The sequence below is a fragment of the Lysobacter capsici genome (assembly GCF_018732085.1).
GTDB classification, from domain to species: Bacteria; Pseudomonadota; Gammaproteobacteria; order Xanthomonadales; family Xanthomonadaceae; genus Lysobacter; species Lysobacter capsici_A.
Genome location: NZ_CP076103.1, coordinates 5,989,342 through 6,008,502 on the forward strand (window position 1 = coordinate 5,989,342; position 19,161 = coordinate 6,008,502).

General features: G+C 62.5%; 19 protein-coding genes. 10 read left to right on the top strand and 9 right to left on the bottom strand.

Translation table 11 applies throughout. The features are described 5' to 3' along the window. Positions 1–12: 12 nt before the first annotated feature. From KME82_RS24890 to KME82_RS24900, 3 genes are all read left to right on the top strand, one after another. Positions 13–1,044 (top strand): alcohol dehydrogenase catalytic domain-containing protein, encoded by a 1,032-nt coding sequence (locus KME82_RS24890; protein ID WP_215496410.1) that lies wholly within the window; start codon positions 13–15, stop codon positions 1,042–1,044. Positions 1,045–1,263: 219 nt separating this feature from the next. Next, entirely contained in the window at positions 1,264–2,676 is a 1,413-nt protein-coding gene (locus KME82_RS24895; RefSeq protein ID WP_215496411.1) for an aldehyde dehydrogenase family protein, read from the top strand. An 87-nt stretch (positions 2,677–2,763) separates the two neighbouring features. Next, complete coding sequence (locus tag KME82_RS24900) at positions 2,764–3,204, top strand: low temperature requirement protein A (protein WP_215496412.1); 441 nt, start codon at positions 2,764–2,766, stop codon at positions 3,202–3,204. Between the two features lie 576 nt (positions 3,205–3,780). Here the strand turns inward: KME82_RS24900 and KME82_RS24905 are convergent. Further along, positions 3,781–4,296, bottom strand: coding sequence for a MarR family winged helix-turn-helix transcriptional regulator (locus KME82_RS24905; protein ID WP_252255526.1), 516 nt, complete (start codon positions 4,294–4,296; stop codon positions 3,781–3,783). A gap of 85 nt (positions 4,297–4,381) precedes the next feature. Between KME82_RS24905 and KME82_RS24910 the strand changes: the two genes are divergently transcribed. The 3 genes from KME82_RS24910 to KME82_RS24920 all read left to right on the top strand — a co-directional run bounded on the left by KME82_RS24910 (position 4,382) and on the right by KME82_RS24920 (position 7,170). After that, a complete protein-coding gene (locus KME82_RS24910; protein ID WP_215496413.1) occupies positions 4,382–5,587 on the top strand; it encodes a serine hydrolase domain-containing protein in 1,206 nt (401 codons plus the stop codon). Positions 5,588–5,849: 262 nt separating this feature from the next. Beyond that, positions 5,850–6,248 carry a hypothetical protein gene (locus KME82_RS24915; RefSeq protein ID WP_215496414.1) on the top strand — a complete coding sequence of 133 codons (399 nt, stop codon included), beginning with the start codon at positions 5,850–5,852 and terminating at the stop codon, positions 6,246–6,248. 460 nt (positions 6,249–6,708) lie between these two features. Then, positions 6,709–7,170: a hypothetical protein gene (locus KME82_RS24920; protein ID WP_215496415.1), complete on the top strand. Its 462-nt coding sequence runs from the start codon at positions 6,709–6,711 to the stop codon at positions 7,168–7,170. Between the two features lie 660 nt (positions 7,171–7,830). On the opposite strand, the gene KME82_RS24925 is transcribed toward KME82_RS24920, so the two are convergent. The 3 genes from KME82_RS24925 to KME82_RS24935 form a co-directional block, all read right to left on the bottom strand. Beyond that, complete coding sequence (locus tag KME82_RS24925) at positions 7,831–10,392, bottom strand: serine/threonine-protein kinase (protein ID WP_345777958.1); 2,562 nt, start codon at positions 10,390–10,392, stop codon at positions 7,831–7,833. Positions 10,393–10,852: 460 nt separating this feature from the next. Next, entirely contained in the window at positions 10,853–11,479 is a 627-nt protein-coding gene (locus KME82_RS24930; RefSeq protein WP_215496417.1) for an ECF-type sigma factor, read from the bottom strand. 251 nt (positions 11,480–11,730) lie between these two features. Further along, positions 11,731–12,297, bottom strand: coding sequence for a hypothetical protein (locus KME82_RS24935; protein WP_215496418.1), 567 nt, complete (start codon positions 12,295–12,297; stop codon positions 11,731–11,733). 385 nt (positions 12,298–12,682) lie between these two features. Between KME82_RS24935 and KME82_RS24940 the strand changes: the two genes are divergently transcribed. Then, a complete protein-coding gene (locus tag KME82_RS24940; protein WP_215496419.1) occupies positions 12,683–13,033 on the top strand; it encodes a hypothetical protein in 351 nt (116 codons plus the stop codon). Between the two features lie 14 nt (positions 13,034–13,047). Here the strand turns inward: KME82_RS24940 and KME82_RS24945 are convergent, their stop codons facing one another. Then, a complete protein-coding gene (locus KME82_RS24945; RefSeq protein ID WP_215496420.1) occupies positions 13,048–13,212 on the bottom strand; it encodes a hypothetical protein in 165 nt (54 codons plus the stop codon). A gap of 225 nt (positions 13,213–13,437) precedes the next feature. On the opposite strand from KME82_RS24945, the gene KME82_RS24950 reads away from it, so the two are divergent. Beyond that, entirely contained in the window at positions 13,438–13,803 is a 366-nt protein-coding gene (locus tag KME82_RS24950) for a hypothetical protein (protein ID WP_215496421.1), read from the top strand. Positions 13,804–14,055: 252 nt separating this feature from the next. On the opposite strand, the gene KME82_RS24955 is transcribed toward KME82_RS24950, so the two are convergent. Next, the gene (locus KME82_RS24955) at positions 14,056–14,865 is read right to left on the bottom strand and encodes an oxidoreductase (RefSeq protein WP_215496422.1); all 810 of its coding nucleotides are present in this window, start codon (positions 14,863–14,865) and stop codon (positions 14,056–14,058) included. A 207-nt stretch (positions 14,866–15,072) separates the two neighbouring features. Between KME82_RS24955 and KME82_RS24960 the strand changes: the two genes are divergently transcribed. Next, positions 15,073–15,654, top strand: coding sequence for a TetR family transcriptional regulator (locus tag KME82_RS24960; RefSeq protein ID WP_215496423.1), 582 nt, complete (start codon positions 15,073–15,075; stop codon positions 15,652–15,654). Between the two features lie 434 nt (positions 15,655–16,088). On the opposite strand, the gene KME82_RS24965 is transcribed toward KME82_RS24960, so the two are convergent. Next, positions 16,089–16,799 (bottom strand): hypothetical protein, encoded by a 711-nt coding sequence (locus KME82_RS24965; RefSeq protein ID WP_215496424.1) that lies wholly within the window; start codon positions 16,797–16,799, stop codon positions 16,089–16,091. A gap of 135 nt (positions 16,800–16,934) precedes the next feature. Then, positions 16,935–17,264: a helix-turn-helix domain-containing protein gene (locus KME82_RS24970; protein ID WP_215496425.1), complete on the bottom strand. Its 330-nt coding sequence runs from the start codon at positions 17,262–17,264 to the stop codon at positions 16,935–16,937. Between the two features lie 109 nt (positions 17,265–17,373). Between KME82_RS24970 and KME82_RS24975 the strand changes: the two genes are divergently transcribed. Further along, positions 17,374–17,946, top strand: coding sequence for a hypothetical protein (locus KME82_RS24975; protein ID WP_215496426.1), 573 nt, complete (start codon positions 17,374–17,376; stop codon positions 17,944–17,946). A 125-nt stretch (positions 17,947–18,071) separates the two neighbouring features. Here the strand turns inward: KME82_RS24975 and KME82_RS24980 are convergent, their stop codons facing one another. Further along, entirely contained in the window at positions 18,072–18,953 is an 882-nt protein-coding gene (locus KME82_RS24980; protein WP_215496427.1) for an alpha/beta fold hydrolase, read from the bottom strand. Positions 18,954–19,161: the final 208 nt, after the last annotated feature.

A 19,161-nucleotide genomic window follows, 5' to 3' on the forward strand; every position in this document is an offset into this window, starting at 1 on the left:
GAGGACAAGTCGATGAAAATGAAGGCCGTAGTGATGACCGGGGCTAATCGGCCCTGGGAGGTCCAAGAGGTTCCGATTCCCAAGGCCGAGCCCGGACTCGTCCTAGTAAAAATCCACGCGTCCGGCATGTGCTTTACGGACGTCTGGGCGACCCAGGGGGCCGGTGGCGACATCTATCCCCAGACCCCGGGTCATGAGGTGGTCGGCGAGATCGTTGAAGTCGGCGCCGGTGTGCGTACGCGCAAGGTGGGCGATCGGGTCGGTACGACCTGGGTGCAGTCGTCCTGCGGCCGCTGCCCGTACTGCCGCCAGAACCGCCCCCTGACCGGCCAGACGGCGATGAACTGTGTTTCGCCGCGTACGACCGGGTTCGCCACGCAGGGCGGGCATGCCGAGTACATCGCGATCGCCGCCGAAGGCACGGTGCTGTTGCCCGATGGCCTGGCCTATACGGACGCCGCGCCGATGATGTGCGCGGGCTATACCACCTGGAGTGGTCTGCGCGATGCAGAACCCAAGCCGGGCGACCGCGTCGCGGTGCTGGGAATCGGCGGATTGGGCCACGTCGCTTTGCAGTTCTCCAAGGCGTGTGGCTTCGAGACCATCGCGATCACGCATTCCCCGGACAAGCGCAAGCTCGCGACCGAGCTGGGCGCCGACCACGTCGTCGCCAATGCCGATGAGCTGCTGGCTGCTGGTGGCGCCGACGTGCTGCTGATCACCACCAACGACTTCGAGACCGCCGAAAAGACGCTCGCGGGCGTCAATCCTGACGGCCGCGTCGTCCTCTGCGGGCTGGACTTCAGCAAGCCGTTCTCGATTCCGTCCGACGGCAAGCCGTTCCACATGATGCGGCAGCGCGTGATCGGCTCCACGCATGGCGGGCAGCATTACCTGGCCGAGATCCTCGATCTCGCCGCACGCGGGAAGGTCAAGCCGATCGTCGAAACCTTCCGGCTCGACCAGGCCACGGAGGCGTACGACAAGCTGTCCTCCGGGAAGATGCGCTTCCGCGGCGTGTTCTTGCCGTCGCAGGGCGCGTAAGCATTCATCGCGAGAGCCACTCCGGTGATCCCGGTCTCACCGGAGTGGTTCAAGCGCAAGCGGTATCTCTGGACGCAATTCCATACGGCAGGAGCGAGGGTGTTCGCTGCCGTGGCGCAGAGGCGCCGTTCGCGACCGACTAGGACCGGACGCGGAGAAGCTCAAGCTTCTATAGACGATCAATTTCCGAAGCCCCCTCCGGCTCAAGAAGGAACGGCGATGCGCGACATTCTCAAGAATTACATCGACCACGCTTGGGTCGCCCCATCAAGTGACGCCACGCAGGAGATCGTCAATCCCGCAACGGGATCGGTATCGGGGCGGTTGGCGCTCAGCACGGGAGAGGATGTGGATCGCGCGGTCGCGGCGGCGCGACAGGCTTTTGCGAGCTATTCGCAAACCAGCCTGGAAGAACGCTCTGCCCTGCTGAACCGCATCGCCGATGGTCATGAAGCACGCGCGGAAGACATGGCGCGGGCTGTCACGGCGGATATCGGCACGCCCGTCGCCTACGCCCGCACGATCGTGCAAGTGGGCGCCGGACAATTCCGCCTTCTCGCCAAAGCGATCGAGACTTACCCCTTTGCAGAGGATCAGGGCGGCACGCGGATCGTCAAGGATCCCATCGGCGTGGTCGGAATGATCCCGCCGTGGAATTATCCCGCGCTCCAATCGGCCGAAAAGATCGCGCCCGCGCTCGCAGCCGGCTGCACCATGATCTTGAAGCCCGGAACGCCCTACACCAATCAGGTGCTGGCGGAGATCCTGCACGAAGCCGGCGTGCCGAAGGGCGTGTTCAATTTAGTCAACGGTCGCGGATCGGTGATCGGTACGTCGCTCAGTCGCCATCCCCATGTCGACATGATCGCCTTTACCGGATCGACCGCTGTCGGCATCGAAGTACAGAAGAATGCGGCCGATACAATCAAGCGCGTCAGCCTGGAACTGGGTGGCAAGTCGCCGCACATCATCCTGCCCGACGCCGATCTGCAGGCCGCGGCGCAAAGCGCGGTCGCCAAAGTCATGCGTAACAGCGGGCAGACCTGCGCCGCGCCGACGCGCACGCTGATCCCGCGCGTGCATAAGGCCGAGCTGGAAGCGTTGATCCGCACGGCCGCAGAAGCCATCCTCGTCGGCGATCCTCTGACCGATGTCTTCATGGGGCCGGCCGCCAATGAAGCGCAATGGAATACGGTGCAGAAGCACATCCAGGCGGGTATCGACGAAGGCGCGACACTGCTGACCGGCGGACCGGGGCGCCCCGAAGGGCTGAATGACGGCTGGTTCGAGCGTCCGACCGTCTTCACCGACGTCCGCAATGACATGTCCATTGCGCGCCAGGAAATCTTCGGCCCGGTCATGTCGCTAATCGCTTACGACACGGTCGAGGAGGCCATCGCGATTGCCAACGACACGCCTTATGGCTTGGCCGCCTACGTCGACGGCGGCGACCAAGCCGTCGTTCAGGCGGTCGCGAGCCGGTTGCGGGCCGGGCAGGTGATGCTCAATGGCAAAGGACCCGATTTTCATGCGCCCTTCGGCGGCTACAAGCAGTCCGGCAATGGACGCATCTGGGGCCTGGCGGGCCTTGAGGAGTATCTGGAAACCAAGGCCGTCGTCGGCGGTTGCTGATAGGTTGGTCTTCGCGCCGCCGGGTGCGTTCTGCGACCGTCAACGCCGGAACCCCGCGAATCGAATGGATATGGGTGGACTTCGTTGATGAACCACTCATCGGACCCCAAAAGCCTCCACCACCACGTGCGGCGCATGGGCGGACGCGACCCCCACGAAGCGCACCGGGTCGCGACGCCGCTGGAACTGCTGTTCGACCTGACCTTCGTCATTAGCTTCGGCTTTGCCGCTTCGCAGTTCGCGCATGCGTTGGCCGAGGGGCACTACTCCACAGCGCTGATCGGCTTCGGCTTGACCAGCTTCGGCATTTGCTGGGCATGGGTGAACTTTTCCTGGTTCTCGGCGGCGTACGACACCGACGACTGGCTGTTCCGGATCATGACCATGACCCAGATGATCGGCGTGTTGATCTTCGCTGTTGGGCGTCCACGCTTATTTTCTTCGCTGGAGAGCGATGATGGACGCGCCAGCACGGGCATGATGGTCTTCGGCTACGTAGTCATGCGCGTCGCCCTGGTGCTGCAGTGACTACGGGCGGCCAGTCAGAACCCCAGAGAAACAGGGGGCAGAGTGCACTTTCAAGGGCCCGCCCCTGAAACGCTATAGCCGTCGAAATACCATGCCGAAGCCGCTTCGCTGCTCGGCTCGACCTCCGCCGGAGTTGATCGCGAAATTTGACGCGCCTACGGCTCTCGACTTCAAACTGTTTTTTTCACACGTAGGAACATATGCCTGCGTTGATCATCATCCCGCTTGCGGATAGCCGGTGTCCGTTGAGCGCGGCGGCAGGCGGGGGAAGTCTAGCGACCGGCATATGCCCGGAACGGGAAGCGATTTCTCTCGATCCGTGGGACGGGGCTTGCAGGCGCATATCCACGATACCGCCGCGCCTGCGGGCGATACGATCGCAGCGGTGGCTTTTGAAGGCAGCTAAGCCAGGGTCAGCCCGCAGATTACTCGGGCGACAGGTTCAGTATGTATTCTCCGTCGATGTAGCAGGTTGAGCTCGTTGGCGGCCTGTAAATTACGCCGTAAGCAGGGACGAAGATGGCGCCATCTGACAATTAGCCACTAGGTGCCATGTCTCGATTTTTTTCGGGATGATCAGCGGGTCTTGCGTCCGCGCTCAAGTCCAAGCGTGGTCAGTTCTGGTGCGGACTCGATGACGCGCTCGAACAGCGACTGTCGGCTCAGCACATCGTCGAGCCGGTCCAGCGACTCGATCAGACCATCGACCTCCGCCACAATTTGCAATCCCGCCTGCTCCAGCATCTGCCACAGCGGTGTCAGCCGCTCGACCAGTTGCCGCCCCTTGCGAGTCAGCTGCATTGGCCTGCGGCGCGCATCGTCGGGATCGGTCTGTGACTGCACCAGGCCGGCCTTCTCTAGCGAGCTGCGAGTTTGGCTGATCGAGGCATGGGTGATGCCCAGAGTGGCCGCGAGCTCACCGACCGTGGCCGGGCCGTTCAAGGCCAGTTGGTTCAAGACACCGAACCAGCGCTGCTCGAACTCAAGACCGGCTGCGGCGTAGATCCGCGCCACGTCGCCGTCTATGCGGTCGGCCAGACGCCGCAGACGAGCGCCTATCGCCGCCCCGCCCAGGCTTCTCGGGTAGTCCATCAACGTTCTCCTGACTTCGCTCACTTGACATTATGTAGGCACCTACGGATATCCTGCAAGCCGGTCGTTCAATGAGCTGGTGGACATGAGCATGAACAAAAGTCACGACGCCTTACCCGGCCGACGGCGCTTCCTCGCCGCCGGGCTTGCGCTGGCTTCCGCGCCGGCCTTCGGCCTAACCACTGGCCCATCCCCGCCCGACTCGGCCTCGCGCGAATTCAACGCATTCGTGCTCGAACAGATGCGCCAGGCACGCATCCCGGGGCTAGCGGTTGGATTCGCGCGCGATGGCGTGACACGTTTCGCTCGAGGGTTCGGCTATGCCGACATCGAGTCGCGGCGCACGGTCGACGCCGATACGGTGTTCCACCTTGCCTCGATTACCAAGACCGTCACCGCCACCGCGATCGCATGGCTGCACGAACAAGGCCGATTGGACCTGGATGAGCCGGTCGCACGTCATCTGGATTTCCCGCTGCACCACCCGCGTCATCGCCGCACGGCCATCACTGCACGGCAATTGCTGATGCACACCTCCGGCATCAGCGACGCGAACTACTACCGCATCGACTTCCGTCGGTCCGGTCGCGACGCCGACCTGTCCCTGCACTCTTTCCTGCGCGATTGCTTATTGCCCGGTGGCAAGGCGTATTCGGTTGACGGCAGTTTTTCCGCGCAGGCGCCCGGCGCGGCCTGGGGCTACAGCAATGTCGGTTACGCCGTGCTCGGCGAATTGGCCGCACGCGCGAGCGGCGAGGACATGCGCGAACTGAGCCGTCGCGAGTTGTTCGCCCCGCTCGGCATGACCAGCACTTTCTGGACCTTAGCCGCCACCCCGGCCGCACGCAGCGCGACGCCATACCTGACGACCGACGGCGCCTACGTGCGCCTGCAGCCGATCGGCTCGCCCGATTGGCCCGGCTCGATGCTACGCAGTTCCATTGCCGACCTCACCCGCTACGTCGCCGCCGCGGCCAACGGCGGCGCGACTGCCGACGCGCGCATGCTGCGGACGCAGAGCATGGCGGAGCTGCTGCTGATGCGGCAGCCGGCCCAACTGCCGACGTGGCTCAGTGGCCAGGGGCTTGGCTGGATGCAGGCGCGGCTTGGCGACCGTACCTTGGCCAACCACTGGGGCGGCGATCCGGGCGTGTTCACCGCCGCCTATCTCGACCCGGACACACGTTGCGGCGTCGCGATCCTGTGCAATGTCACCGCCACCGACGCCAGCAAGGCTGCCATCAAGAACATCACGCTGAGGCTGCTGTCGAGACCGGATGAGATGTACTGAGCGCACGGTTGCCGGTGCTGACGGTTTCGGGCTGACCGAGGACGGTCGAGTCGTATCGAGACGTATAAAGCGCGGTACGCCGGCCATAGACCACCGGGTTGCCGCTCGCTGCGAATGCAAGTCGAAAGCGCGGATTTATAGTCTCTTCGAGCCTGCGCCGTCTCGCGGCGAGGCTGGATTCGGCCGTCAGGCCGCTCTCCCCGATCTCTCGCGTTTGCCCGTCTGTGAGGCTTCTCCCTCACAGTCCGCATTGGAGGCGGTCATGACAATTTTCTTAAGGATAATCATCGCAACCGGTTTGGGTTTGGCGGCGCTGCCATCGGCAGCCCAGGACTGTACCGTCTTCGAGCATCGCGACTACGGGGGCGCCCGCAGGAGCATCGCCGCCGGCGAAGTCCTGGCGGGATTGGAGGATCCCGGCGTCAACCAAACGTGCTCTCACAGCAACTGCGCTATCGACTGGCAACCAAACTGGAACGATGACATTTCGTCGTTCCGCGTGCGCAAAGGCTGCACCATCACCTTGAGCGAACATATCGATGGCAGCCGTATCCCACCGCGCGGATATGGCGCGCATTTCCGCAGCAGCAAGAGCTATCGCTATGTCGGCTCCGCTTGGAACGACAAGGCATCGCTGGTGGAATGTTCCTGCCGAAATTGACCTGAGCGCACGGGCGGAACGCAGATCGGCTCGACTGCGGCCCGTGCATTCAGTGTTGACGAAGTCGCTACGCGGCTCTGCTCGATTCGAACACCAGGGAAGGTTCGCTTTTAGTCAAAAGCGGACACCGAGATCGGGCCGGGCGACTGGATCGGCGCCAGTGTCTACTTACGACCCGAGCGGCCGTCGTCCATCAGGGGGGGCGGCCGCTCGTGGTCCGTTGCACAATCCATCATGATGACAAGGCACAGACGAGCCGAAGCCCGCTGCGCGGCTCGGCCCGAGCGTAGTTGACTTTGGCGACGAAGCTTGAGGTAGTCGAAGCGATCCCGTTCAAATCGGCATCGCCCAGGGGAGCCGCAGCCGATCTTCGTCAACATCCTTGGCCCTGTAACTTCTGGGAAATGCCGCGATGCGAGCTTCGAAAGTGGGTCTAATCCTTGTCTGCAGTGGCATGGGCATGATCGTCCTGGCCATGTTTACGCTGTTCAAGGGAGTGGCGCAGTCCACCGGCGGAGGTTATGGCCGACCGATAGACGACTTCATCGGCGAAAACTTTTCGGGGCTGGGCGTTCTCGTCGCGGTAATCGGCTTGATCGTCTGGCTGACGAATCGTTTTCCTGCCAGAGCATCCACGGCGCATGTTGGCGAAACTACCCAAGCACCTGCTGAGTGCGTCCAAGAGTCGAAGGCCCCCCACGCGGGGCGGCGCGAGTTCCAGGGCGTCGACCAGTTCGGCTGGCCGCATACGGTTGTTGCGGTCCAGGCAGAGGATGAGAACTCGAATAACGAAGGCGCAGTCGCGGGTGCGCTCAGCCTGTATAAACTCGGTGACGGTGGTCTGGTCCGAATTCTGCCGGGGCTCTACGAGGACCCTGCCAGCAAGGCCCGGATTCGATGCGATGATCCAGATGCGCCCTAGTCGAAGCCGCTTCGCGGCTCGGGCCAATTCGATCGCTATGAGGCTCGGAATATGTCTAGAGCATTTCTGCTTTCGTTCCTTCTCCTAACCTCGTGCTCGACCGTTGGCCAGGACAAACCTCATGGACCATTAGCAAAACGGGTCGGGCATCAAGTTGAACTTAAGGGAAGCTACGCAATTGGCAAGCTTGCCAACGCCGTCAGTTCAAAAGGCTGGTACGTCTATTTGTTCGATCCGTTTCAAGTACCTAGCGAGATCAATCCAGGCACCCAGATCATCGCCAGCGGCAGGCTCGAGTTCGTTAAGGGCGTTCGCGGATCAGACTGTAGCGTCCATGACTGTGCGGTTGCCGGCATACCCCCGCACTACTTCATGCGAGGCGCCTCTGTCGTAGTCGCGCCCTAATAAGTCACTCAAGCCGAAGCCGCTTCGCGGCTCGATGAAATTCAGGCGCCAAATCATTTGCAGAAACAGGGGTCAGAGCGCACTTTCAAAGGCGTGCCCGCTGAAACGCCATGCCTTCGAAATACCAAGGCGAAGCCGCTTCGCGGCTCGGCTCATCCTATCTAATGGATCAAACAGCCCGCTGATCGGGCTTGCGCAACAGATCCATGCGGCGGCGCGTGGCGATGATGCTCATTCAAGGCCCAAAGCCGCCGCTTAGTCCGACAATTGTCGCAGCAGCGCCTCGGCTTCGCTGCGACGCGGCGTGCCGGGCGTCGTCAGCGCCTGCAGCACCGGAACCGCTTGACGCAGGTATTCTCGCGCGCTGTCGCGTTGGCCGCGCCGCACGTCGATCTGCGCGGCGATCAATCGGGCGTTGGCGATCATCAGCGGACTGTAACCGGGGTTGCCGCCGGCGCTGGCCAAGGCTTGTGCGATCTGCTCGGCGGCCAGCTCCGGCTCGCCGCGCGCTGACGCCAGTTCGGCCGACAACACGGTCAACGAAGGTTTGAAGTTCTGCATCGCCTTCGGCCCGGTATCGACCGTGCGCATTGCTTGGCTCAGCAGGCGCTGCGCCGGTTCCAGACGCCGGTCGCGGATCAGGGTGCGCAAGCGGCGAAGCTTAATGCCCAATAGCGTCATGGGCTCATTGATTGCCTGCGCGGCCGCATCCGCGGCGTCCAGATCGGCATAGGCCCGGGCGAACTGGCCCAACTCGGTATGAGCCACCGCGCGCGTCACATAGGCTTTCGCGCGTGCGGTATTCAAATGGGCTTCGTCGTTGGTGTTTGGCATCAACGCCAGCGCGGCGGTTTCCAGCGCGATCGCGCGCCGGTAGTCGCCGGTGGATTCTGCGTAGACCGCGCCCAGATTAGTCCACAGCTTGGCTCTCAGCGTCGGGTCAAGGTCCAGCTGTTCGCCTATCGCGTAGGCGCGTTCGTAGTGCTCGATCGCCGCTTGCGGCCGGCCCATGCTGTTGAGCAGCACCGCCAGGGAGTTTTCCGCTTCCAGGGTGTAGCGGCTGCGCTCGCCGTAAACGAGATAAGCGATGCGCAGCGCCTGCTCCGCTTCGCGCAGCGACTCGGGATGGCGTCCCTGCAACCGGCGCAGTTGCGAGCCGTCCATATGCGCCTGATACCAACGCGGGTCGTCGGGCTTCCAGGCGGTCTTGGCCAAGCTCAGCGCTTCGCCCAGATAGCGATCCGCGCTCGCCAGATCCTGCGCCTGCAGCGCCACCACTACCAGGCCCAGGCTCATCTGCGCGCGCAGCGCCGGTTGTGGCGTCGCCGCACGATCGAGCGCGGCCAAGGCACGCTGGGTGTAATCGCGAGCGCTCGCGTAATCCGCCGACTGAGCCGCGGCGTTGGCAAAATCGCTGTAGGCCTTCGCCAGATCGACCGGATCGGCGCCGTCGCGTTCGCGCAGCGCGATCTGTTCCCGCTGCACGGCCATCGCCTCGCGGTGCTGATCCAGCAGGGTCAGCAGAATCGCGCGAATGCTCAGTTGCCGGTCGCGCAGGTCGGCATCGAACTTCGCACCCTGGTCGAGCAAGGCCATCGCGGCGTCCGCGGCGCGCAGACCCGCGCGCGGGTCGTTCAATTCGGCGTAGACCTCGGCGATGCTGAGCCAGGCGATCGCGCGGGTCTGCGGGTCTTGCGCGCGATCGGCCTGCAACGCGGCGGCCGCGCCCGAGAGCAGGCCCGAGGCGGTCAACGGTTGACCGCGCGCGTTGTCCGGCGAGGCCTGGATCAGCACCGAGGCGAGATAGCGACGCGAGGCTTCGGCATGCGCGGCCTCACGTTCGGCGTGCAGGCGCGAGGCCTGCGCACGGCTGGCCTCGCGCTCGGACCGCGCGCGCGCGATCTGGGCGGCATGTTCGGCATGCAGCGCTCGCTGGCGTTCGATATCCAGACGCCACACGAACAGCCCGGCCCCGATCAGCGCCACTGCCGTGGCCGCGGTTGCCAGGCGATGACGGCCGACGAACTTGCGCAGCCGGTAGGACGTGCCGCCTGCCGCCGCCAGCACCGGTTTGCCTTCCAGGTAGCGCCGCAGATCGTCGGCCAGCGCGGCGACGGTGGCATAGCGTTCGCCGGGAAGCTCGGCGCAGGCGGTAAGCACGATCCGGTCGAGATCCCCGCGCAGCGCACTGCGCAGGGCCGGATCGTCGACCCGGCTGCTGGGTGACGGAACCGGCGCATCGCGGCCACGCAGATCCGACAGCTTGCGACCGGTCAGCAAGTCGAACAGCACGGCGCCGAGCCCGAATACATCGGTCGCGGTGGTGACGTTTTCGCCGCGCAGTTGCTCGGGCGCGCCATAGCCGGGAGTGAACGCCACGGTTACCGTGTGCGCCGCCATTTGCGCGTCGCTCATCGCCACGGCGATACCGAAATCGAGCAGGACGGGAGAGCCGTCGGCTCGCACCATGATGTTGGAAGGCTTGAGGTCGCGGTGCAGCACCAGCCGCTGATGCGCGTGCTGCACCGCATCGCACAGCGCCAGCATCAGCTCCAGGCGCTGACGCGGCGAGGCTGGCGCGCTCGCCAGATGCTCGTGCAGCGACTGGCCCTCGATGTAGTCCATCAGCAGGTATGGCTGGCCGCTCGCACCGATTCCGCCATCGATGTAACGCGCGATGCAGGGATGATCCAGGCTTGCCAGCAGGCCGCGTTCGCGCGCCATGCGTCGGCTCGCAAGCTGGCCGGGCTGTACGTGGAGCAGTTTCAAGGCGAGCCGCTGCACGCCGTCGCCGGCATCTCGCTCGATCAGGAACACCCGGCGGGGGGGGGGGGGGGGGGGGGGGGGGGGGGGGGGGGGGGGGGGGGGGGGGGGGGGGGGGGGGGGGGGGGGGGGGGGGGGGGGGGGGGGGGGGGGGGGGGGGGGGGGGGGGGGGGGGGGGGGGTGGTGGTGGGGGGGGGGCGATAGGGGCCAATCAGGGGCTCGATCGCGGCCAGGTCCGGAGCCTGACGCCCATCGAGCTGCAAGGCCGTATCCAGGGCCGAGCCCAGGGAAAGATTCAAGCCGGGATTCAGAGCGAGCGCCTCGGCGAGACGCTCGACGATCGGATTGGGCCGCGCAGCGGCGCCGTCTTCGGTGACCAGATCGAGCAAGTGCTGCGCCGCCGCACGCACCTCGAGGTCGGGTTCGTTGTCCGACAAAAAGGTTCGGCGCTTGGACGCCGGCCGCAACAAGGCCTCGTGGAAGATATGTTCGACCCGCGCGTGCTGTTCCGGTGTCATTCGCTGAGCTGCCCGCGCAACCAGGTTTTGGCGAAGCGCAGGTCGCGTTCGACCGTGCGCAGATTGATCGACAGCGCCTCGGCGATTTGCTGCTGGCTCAGCCCTATCAGGAATGCCAGTTCCAACACCCGGCATGGGCGCGGATAAAGCTTGTCCAGCACGGTCAGCGCGTCCTCGATCTCAAGCCAACGCTGCTCCGGCGACAACCCGGACGGCGCCGACTCGCGTTCGATGTCGAACCAGGTGATGACCACGCCGCCCCCGCGCTTCTCGGCTTGACGCTGGCGGATCAGATCCACCAAGGTGCAGCGGATCGCCGTCGCGGCGATGCGAAAGAAATGCGCCCGGTTCTGCGCGTCGACCCGATCCTCGAGCAGGCGCAACACGGCTTCGTTGACCAGTTCGGTGGGATCAAGCGCCAGGCGCCTGTGCTGGCCCAGATGGCGCAGAGCGATCGCCTTGAGTTCGTCGTAGACCAACCGATACAGCGCCTCGCGCGCGCCGTCATCGCCGGCACGACATGCATGCAGCAAACTGGTCACGTCCCCTGTGATCGACTGGTCTGTCAAATCGTGCCACTCCCCACACCGTCGGAGCATACGATGGCCATCGTCCGAACGCACGCCGCACGGCAGCGAAATCCATTGCGAAGATGGAACCCCGGCTGCGGGGCTCCACCTTTGTTTTCGAGAGCTTTATCCATCGCCGCCCGCCCGTCGCGGTCTTACCAATCCGCGTTCAGGGCGGCGCGCCAGGATTCGGTGATCGACATCTGCATTTCCATTCCCACCGTCAAGCTAAACGGCCCGTTATTCAAGTTAGCGCCCGCGAGATAGCCATTCGCATCGGCGACCGCGACCCTTTGAGCCTCGTTTTATCCGAACGAAGTGGCGAAGATCATTTCGTTGGCGGGATTTTTCCGCGATTTCCACTGCTGCAGCGAGGCGCGCGTCACGCTCACCCCACCGAGGATCTGCAGGTCGGCCGGGCCACGCGCCAGCGAGGCGACCGCATGATCTTCCAGCGCGGCCAGCTTCGACTCGACCTCGGACAGACTGGCCGCGGTCGCGAAGATCTGGTCGATGCCCTGGATGTAGGAGAACTGCGCTGCACTGTAACGGCTGCGATAGGGGTCCAGGTTCTCGCTCAGCGACTTGTCCGCATTGAAGTGGCTCTGATTGAAGAAGTCCTTGTTTTGGGCCACATACGCGTCGCGCGCGCCCTCCACCGGCATGCCGCAGTCGTACACCAGCACTTCCAGCGGCGAACGTTGGCCAGTGGGATCGCGCGCCAGCATGCATCCGAGGTAGGCGTTATGGGCGACGCCGGCTCCATTCATGGGGTTGTTCGAAGGCCCCCACGGCGACTGCGGCTCCGCCGCGGGCGCCGCGAGGGTTACAGCGGCCAACGCAGCGGCGAAAAAACATGCGGTGTATTTCATCGTGTCTCTCCATGTCGATGATGTGGATGAGTGACGGGTCCATCGCTGCGGACCCGGATTCGCCGTACCGACGCCTTGCGGCTTCAGCGGGGATCACTCATATAGTTCGAAATCCGAGATCAAAAACCGACATAGATCCGTCATCTATTGCACCATCATGCGTAAGCCGCCCACGCCAAACGAATGCTTTGGAAGGGACGCGCCAGTTCTTGGATATAGGCAGAGCGTCGTAGGTTTCGCTGAGAGACGGTCGCAGTTTTCTATTCGCATGAAACGGCAGCATTCGATTGGGCAATGAAGTGGCATGCGCTGGCGTAGCTCCTTCAAGCCGAAGCCGCTTCACGGTTAGACTAAACTCAGGCTTTAGGCATCAAGGATGCAACTCATGGGAGATTGGGGCTTGGCGGCGGAGGATAACGACGTCGCCGCTGATTGGTATGGACATCTGTTCGACAGCACTCGTCTTGCCGCCCATGTTGAGGAAGCTCTGAACAGGGATTCCGACAGCGAACCGGACGTCATTCGCGCTGCCGCATTCGTGCTGGTGCAACTGGGCCGTGTGTACATCTGGCCGGCCCATGAGATGGATCGCCATCTCAAACTGGCTATTCAAAAGCTGGAAGCCGTTCGGGAGCTGGAAGAATTTCGCGAAATCGATGGGCTCGTGGCAGAGATCGACAATGAAATTTCCATACTTCGCTCACGGCTCGGACTGGAAGACAGGCTTGGCGCGTAAAGATTCAATGCGGCCTACATCGCCGCAAGGCTCGGCACGATCAACCCTGCCCGCCTCGCCTTGAACCAGGGGGCAAAGTAGCTTTCAAAAACCTGTTCCTGGGCCGAGCTAAAATTCAGGCCGAAGCCGCTTTGCGGTTCGGCGAGCGACCGCCCCCCTTTACCAGGTACCGAGATCATTAGGGGCTCTCGCATCTGCGAGGCGCCCTAACGGTATCGAAAAGTTGTCTCGCGTTTCTTCGGCGCTCGTCGCAGGACTTCCGATATTCGCCGCGCGGACTGAGAAAGCGACCCGGTTTGATCCCGCTTTGGCCCTGGCGTGACTTCCGCATGGGTAATAGCTTCGATCCCTAGCTACGCGCTTGGCGTAAGGTCAGCGCGGTCAGCGCCACAAGGGAATGTCCAATGATCAGCTTGCGATTGAACTCGTTCCGCGTCGCCTCGCGCGCTTGCATTCTTGCCGCTTTGATTGCTTCCTACGGAACGTCGGCTGCTACCGACCAGCCAAGGGAACGAACACCGCAAATGTTCCGTGACTTCGCTACGCTTTCCCACGAGGATTTATCGGCCGCCCGTGAAAGACTATTGGACACTGTGGTCCTGACCGACATCCCTGCGCCGAACGCCAGAGTCATCAAGATGGTCGGCATTGATGGCAGAACAGGTAACGTCATGCTTTACCTGCTGAACACCTGCACTGGGCAGCTCTTCGATGTAACGGGCCAGGTGGTGTATCAATATCCTGGCGATTGGGGCGATGTGGATTGCTGATCCATTTGACTGCGATCAGCTGTCAGATTCCCGAACTCACGTGACAACCGACGAAGGACGAATGTCCCGCTTTCATCGGATGCTACACGCCAGTCGTCCCGGCGTGTAGCAGCTTGCAATTGGTCCAAGCCGAAGCCGCTTCGCGGCTCGGCTCAATTCAGGCGCGGGAATGTTCGCTTTTGGCCGATAGCGGGCGCTGCATGCGCGGCGCCCGCATTTGGAAACGATACGCCGGGCGTCGAGCGCCGTCGATCAGCGGAACTCGTTGACCTTGCGCAGCATATTGTCGACCAAGCGCTCCGGCATGAAGCGGCGCAGAGCTCGTACCTGACGCGATTGCTTGCCGGCGGAGTAGCGCAGCATCGGTTTCGCGGCCGTCGCCGCCTTGACTACGGTATCGGCGACGATCTCGGCCGGGTCGCCCAGCTCCATCCACTTGCGCATCAGATTTTCGCTGCGTAGGCGTTCGTCGGCGTATTCCGGCAGGGGGCGGTCCGCGCGCGTGAGGTTTTCTTCGAAAGAGGTGCGCGTGACACCGGGCTCGACGAGCAGGGCGCGAACCCCGAAGGCGCGCAGTTCGTGATCCAGCGATTCCGTATAGCCTTCGATAGCGTGCTTGGTGGAAGCGTAGTAGGCGTTAAACGGAGCGGGGATCAGGCCGAGGATGGAACTCATGTTGATGATCCGTCCGCTGCGTTGTTTGCGCATCACCGGCAACACGGCATTGACGACGCGCGCCACGCCGTAGACGTTGACGTCGAACAGGCGCTGGACCTGTGCGACCGAGGATTCCTCCGCGCCGCCCAGCAGGCCGATGCCGGCATTGTTGACCACCAGGTCGATCCGGCCCGTTTGCCGCATCACCTCCTCGATCAGCGCCTGCACGGAAGTCTCGTCGGTGACGTCGCAAACCAGCATGTTCACCCCCGGCGAGCCGGTCGCCGGCTTGCGACTGGTTCCGAACACGCGGTAGCCGGCTTTGGCCAGCGCCTGAGCAGTCGCGCGGCCGATGCCGGAAGAGGCGCCGGTTACTACGGCGACGCCGATATTTTGCTTAGTCATGTCTCTAGCCTCAGTGGGCGGATCGTGGGGGCCAGTGGCGCCGCGCCTTGGCTTGGAAGCGGGCACTGCGTTGTTCGGGAAGGGAGTGATCGCGGCCGAGATGCCTCGGCTCGAACTATGATGATGACCATAATCTAAAATGTCAACATTTTGATTATGCCTATCATCAATGAGACACTAGCGCCCGTTTCAACGTGAGGTTCGGACGTGAAGGTCACCAAGGCACAGGTTCAAGAGAACAGGGCGCACATCGTCGAGACCGCCGCAGCCCTGTTCAGGGAGCGCGGCTACGACGGCGTGAGCGTGGCCGACCTGATGGCGGCCGCCGGTTTCACCCACGGGGGCTTCTACAAGCACTTCCGCTCCAAGGCGGACCTGATGGCCGAGGCGGCGGCCAGCGGCATTTCGCAGCGTGTAGCCGACAGCGTCGACTTGGATTTGTACGAGTTCGTCGCGCAGTACCTGTCGCGCGAGCACCGCGACGCCCTCGGCACGGGCTGCACAGTGGCCGCGCTGGGCGGTGACGCCGCGCGCCAGTCTCAGGACATCAAAGCAACGTTTTCGGAAGGCATCGAAAGCAGCCTAGCGGCGTTCCAGCGCGACGAGGCCGCGGCACCGGGCGGCCGCAAGGCCGATCGGCACATGATGATCGATACCTTCGCCCACGCCGTCGGCGCTGTGATCCTGTCGCGCGCCTGCCCGGACGACTCTGCCTTGGCGGACGAGATCCTGGAGGTCTGCCGCGTACGCATCCTTGCGTCGCTGGCGACGCAAGCCGGGGCCAGGTGACGAATCTTGTTTGGCTCCCCAATCTCAATGTCTGCAATTGGTCGTAAGCGTTCAATAACCACGTGCGCCACCGCAGCGCACGAGCCGCTGGTCCAAACGAATGAATTCGCGAAGCCAAGTGGCGCACTCAAGCCGAAGTCGCTCCGCGGCTCGCCGTTGGCACCACCGTAGTGAGCCGGCGGAACTGGTCCGCAGCCCATCGCCACTGAGAAAAGCGTGCCGTCCTTCAGTTAACTTTCTCACGTCGGCGGATTGCAACGATCAAGCCACCTCGTCAGCGATGTCGCCAAACACAGGGCAGGAACTTGAGCCATCGATTCCAGGCGAGCCTTGAAATCGGAAATCGGGAGCGACTCCAACAAACCCACTGCATGCATGACATTCAGCACAGCCAAGCTCAGTCAGCCTGACGGCAAAGCGCATTCAGATATGGACTACTTTGCACACGCTCTAAGTTCATCGATAGGTTTCGCGCCGTTGGTCCACTGAATGGCCATCGCAGTTTTGCCATCAAGCAATAACTTGAATCTCTGCGTATCACGCATTCCATCCACTGCCGCTTTTAGACTTGGCACGGCAAACGTAACCGCCCCAAAGTCTCTCGACTTCTTGTAATTGAACACCTCAACAGTCTGGGCTGGCTCGTCGTCCTGCTGAAGAGTTATCTTCATTTTTTTCACGTTCCGCGGCTTGGGCAGTTCAGCCCCCTGAAAAATCAACCACGCCTCCTGTTTTGGTTGCTGGAAGCCCATGATGGTGACCAGGCCGCCCTCCGAACGATCCTTGTCGCTCGTATATTTGGCGAACGTTGCCGCACATAAATTGCCTTCGGGTGTGGATTTCGAATCGACATGCCATAACCCCTTGGCAAGCTGCTCGCGCTCTTTCTCTTCTGCCTCCCGCCTTTCCTTTTCGATGCGCGCAAATTCTGCCAGCTTCTCAGGGGTGTAAGTTGGGTAGTTTGGCGCATCTCGATCAGAACCGATCGCATCGATTGCGGCGCGTTGGTCCCGAAGCATGTCCCAGCCGGTGTATTCATACGGCGGACTACATCCATTTCCGTCGTACACCATGCCGGTGGGACAAGCCAGTGCCGTCATGGGCAGCGAAACAACAATCAGAGCCAAACTTGCAAGAGGTTTCATCCTGATTTCCCCAATTCCATTCACTTGTGGAGTTGCTTGTTCTTACGACTTATCTGAGTGTACGTTGAGACACAGCCGGGCGTCGTCCGAGCTGGGGCCACCCACTGATAGGAGATGATCCATCTCCTTATGCACTTACGCCACCTTTGGCCTAGACACCTTCTTACCTGCCGGCTGCCGGACGGCCTTCTTGCCCGGCCTCGGCGCAGCGTGGCGCTCCAGCAACTCCAGAACCTGCGCCTTGCTCGGACCACGAATCAACGCAATCTTGTCCAGGAATTCCTGGCGAGGACGGGTCTCGGTTTGTTCCCAGTTGTACAGCGCTTGCAAGTTGGCGCCGAGCAACGGCTCGAATGCATCGCGAGACAGACCCCGCCGTTCCCGCAACTTGCGCAGAAGCGCGCCGGAAAGCTGCCGTCGCGACGGCACGCTGCTGAGCCAGAAGGTTGGCCGGGCTTCTTGCACTCGTATGGAGTCGGCGCCTAACAATCCGTTCGTGCCGAAGCCGCTTTATCATTCGGCTGAATTCAGTGTCATAACGTACCGGGGGAAACACGTGTCAATTGGAAGGCATATGGGGTTTTTAATCACCGCAGTACTCGCATCGGCGCTGATCGCTGGCGGGGCGCAGGCGTCTGCGAAGGATGAGGTTTCGACTGAAGCGATAGACGCAGCGCTCCTGGAAACCGAATTCACTGTTCTTGGAATTGGCGTTTCGTTTCAGCAGTCATTTCTGCAACGACCGGCGACCCGGAGCGAGATGGCTTGTCTCAACTCAAGAATAACGCCATTGGTTCGCGACCACTTCGACTCCGCCAAGAAGTCGGCGTTGACTCTCGAGGAAATCCAGCGGGGAAACCAGCTGGCCTCAGCCAATGTTTTTGCCATGATCAGGCGCTATATCATCGATCACCGCGAGCAGTTGACCGCAGAGATCGAAAGCGCCGGGCTTAACTTCAGCCACTATTTTCTCACCACCGCCGCGGCCCGGACGAATCAGCCTGCTCAGGAACGCAATCAGGTCGAAGAATTCATTGCCTGGCATTCAGGGGTGCATCCCAGAATCAGCGCAGCGGTCGGAACTCAGACCCCCAAGCTCGTGCAAGATGTTGCGATCGCCTTCGTAAGCTGCCGCGATGCGCCCTGACACTTCATTCAAGCCGAGGCCGCTTCGCGGCTCGGCAGAGTTCGGATAAGTTCTGAATATCGCGCTGACGGCGGTACCTGTTTCGCGCTGGGTTGCTCGTCGTCAATCCAGCCCGCGAACGACCGCTATTTGATGTGAGCGACGATCCCGGCGGCGATCGTGTCGAGAAGCGGCTGCGGCAGGTCGTGCCCCATACCCTCGACACCCTTCTCGGGATCTCCCAGCCACACGGCCCCGGGGATCGCATCGCGCGTGGCCTTGCCGCCGGAAATGTGGATGAGCGCGTCCTCGTTACCGTGGATGACCAGCGTCGGCAGGGTCAGGGCATTGAGTTCCTTCGTGCGATCGCCTGCGAGCAAGATCGCGCCGACTTGACGGGCGCCGCCGCCGGCGTGGGCCGGACCACCGTTCGAATCGAGCGAACGCTTATATGCCGCTTCGGCAAGCGCTCGGCGACGAGGGGCCTCTTCGGCGGCATAAGTATCCGAGCCGATAAGATCGTATAGCGCCGCGACATGATCGATCGCGCCTTCCGGGTCGGACGGCGGCTCCTTGATCAACTCCGCGATGACGCCGGGCTGCGCATAGCCGACCCAGATATTGCCGGTGGTGCTCATGATTGAGCACAGGCTGCGCGCTCGCGCGGGATAGTTGATCGCCAGTCGCTGCGCGATCATGCCGCCCATCGAAGCCCCAACGATGTCGGCCTTGTCGATCCCAAGGTGATCCAGCAACTGGATGGCGTCATCGGCCATGTCACCCAGGCTATATCCGTCGGCGGGCGGCTGCCCGGTCCGCCATCGGGTCAGGCCGCTGTCGCGGTTGTCGAAGCGGATGACCCGATACTTCTCTTTCAGCTTATCGACGAGTTGCTGCGGCCAATGAATCAGCTGGGAATTCAGGCCCATGATCAAAAGCACGGGCGGGTGCGACGAGTCGCCTTCAACCCGATAGCACAATTTCACGTCTTCGATCTCAACGAACAAGTCTTCGGACTTCACTGTCATGAGTTTTCTCCATTACTGGCATCGTACATAGGTATTGATATACCTGGGAGTAGAGCAGTCCAGCGTTTATCGACTACAACCAACTGAGCGACTCGCCCCGGCCTGCAGATCGATCCGCCGCATTCAAACCGGCCTGAAACGGGCAGCAACGCGATAACGAGAAAAGCGAGTCGACCGGCCAAGCCCCTTGCCGACGCAGCTCACGGAC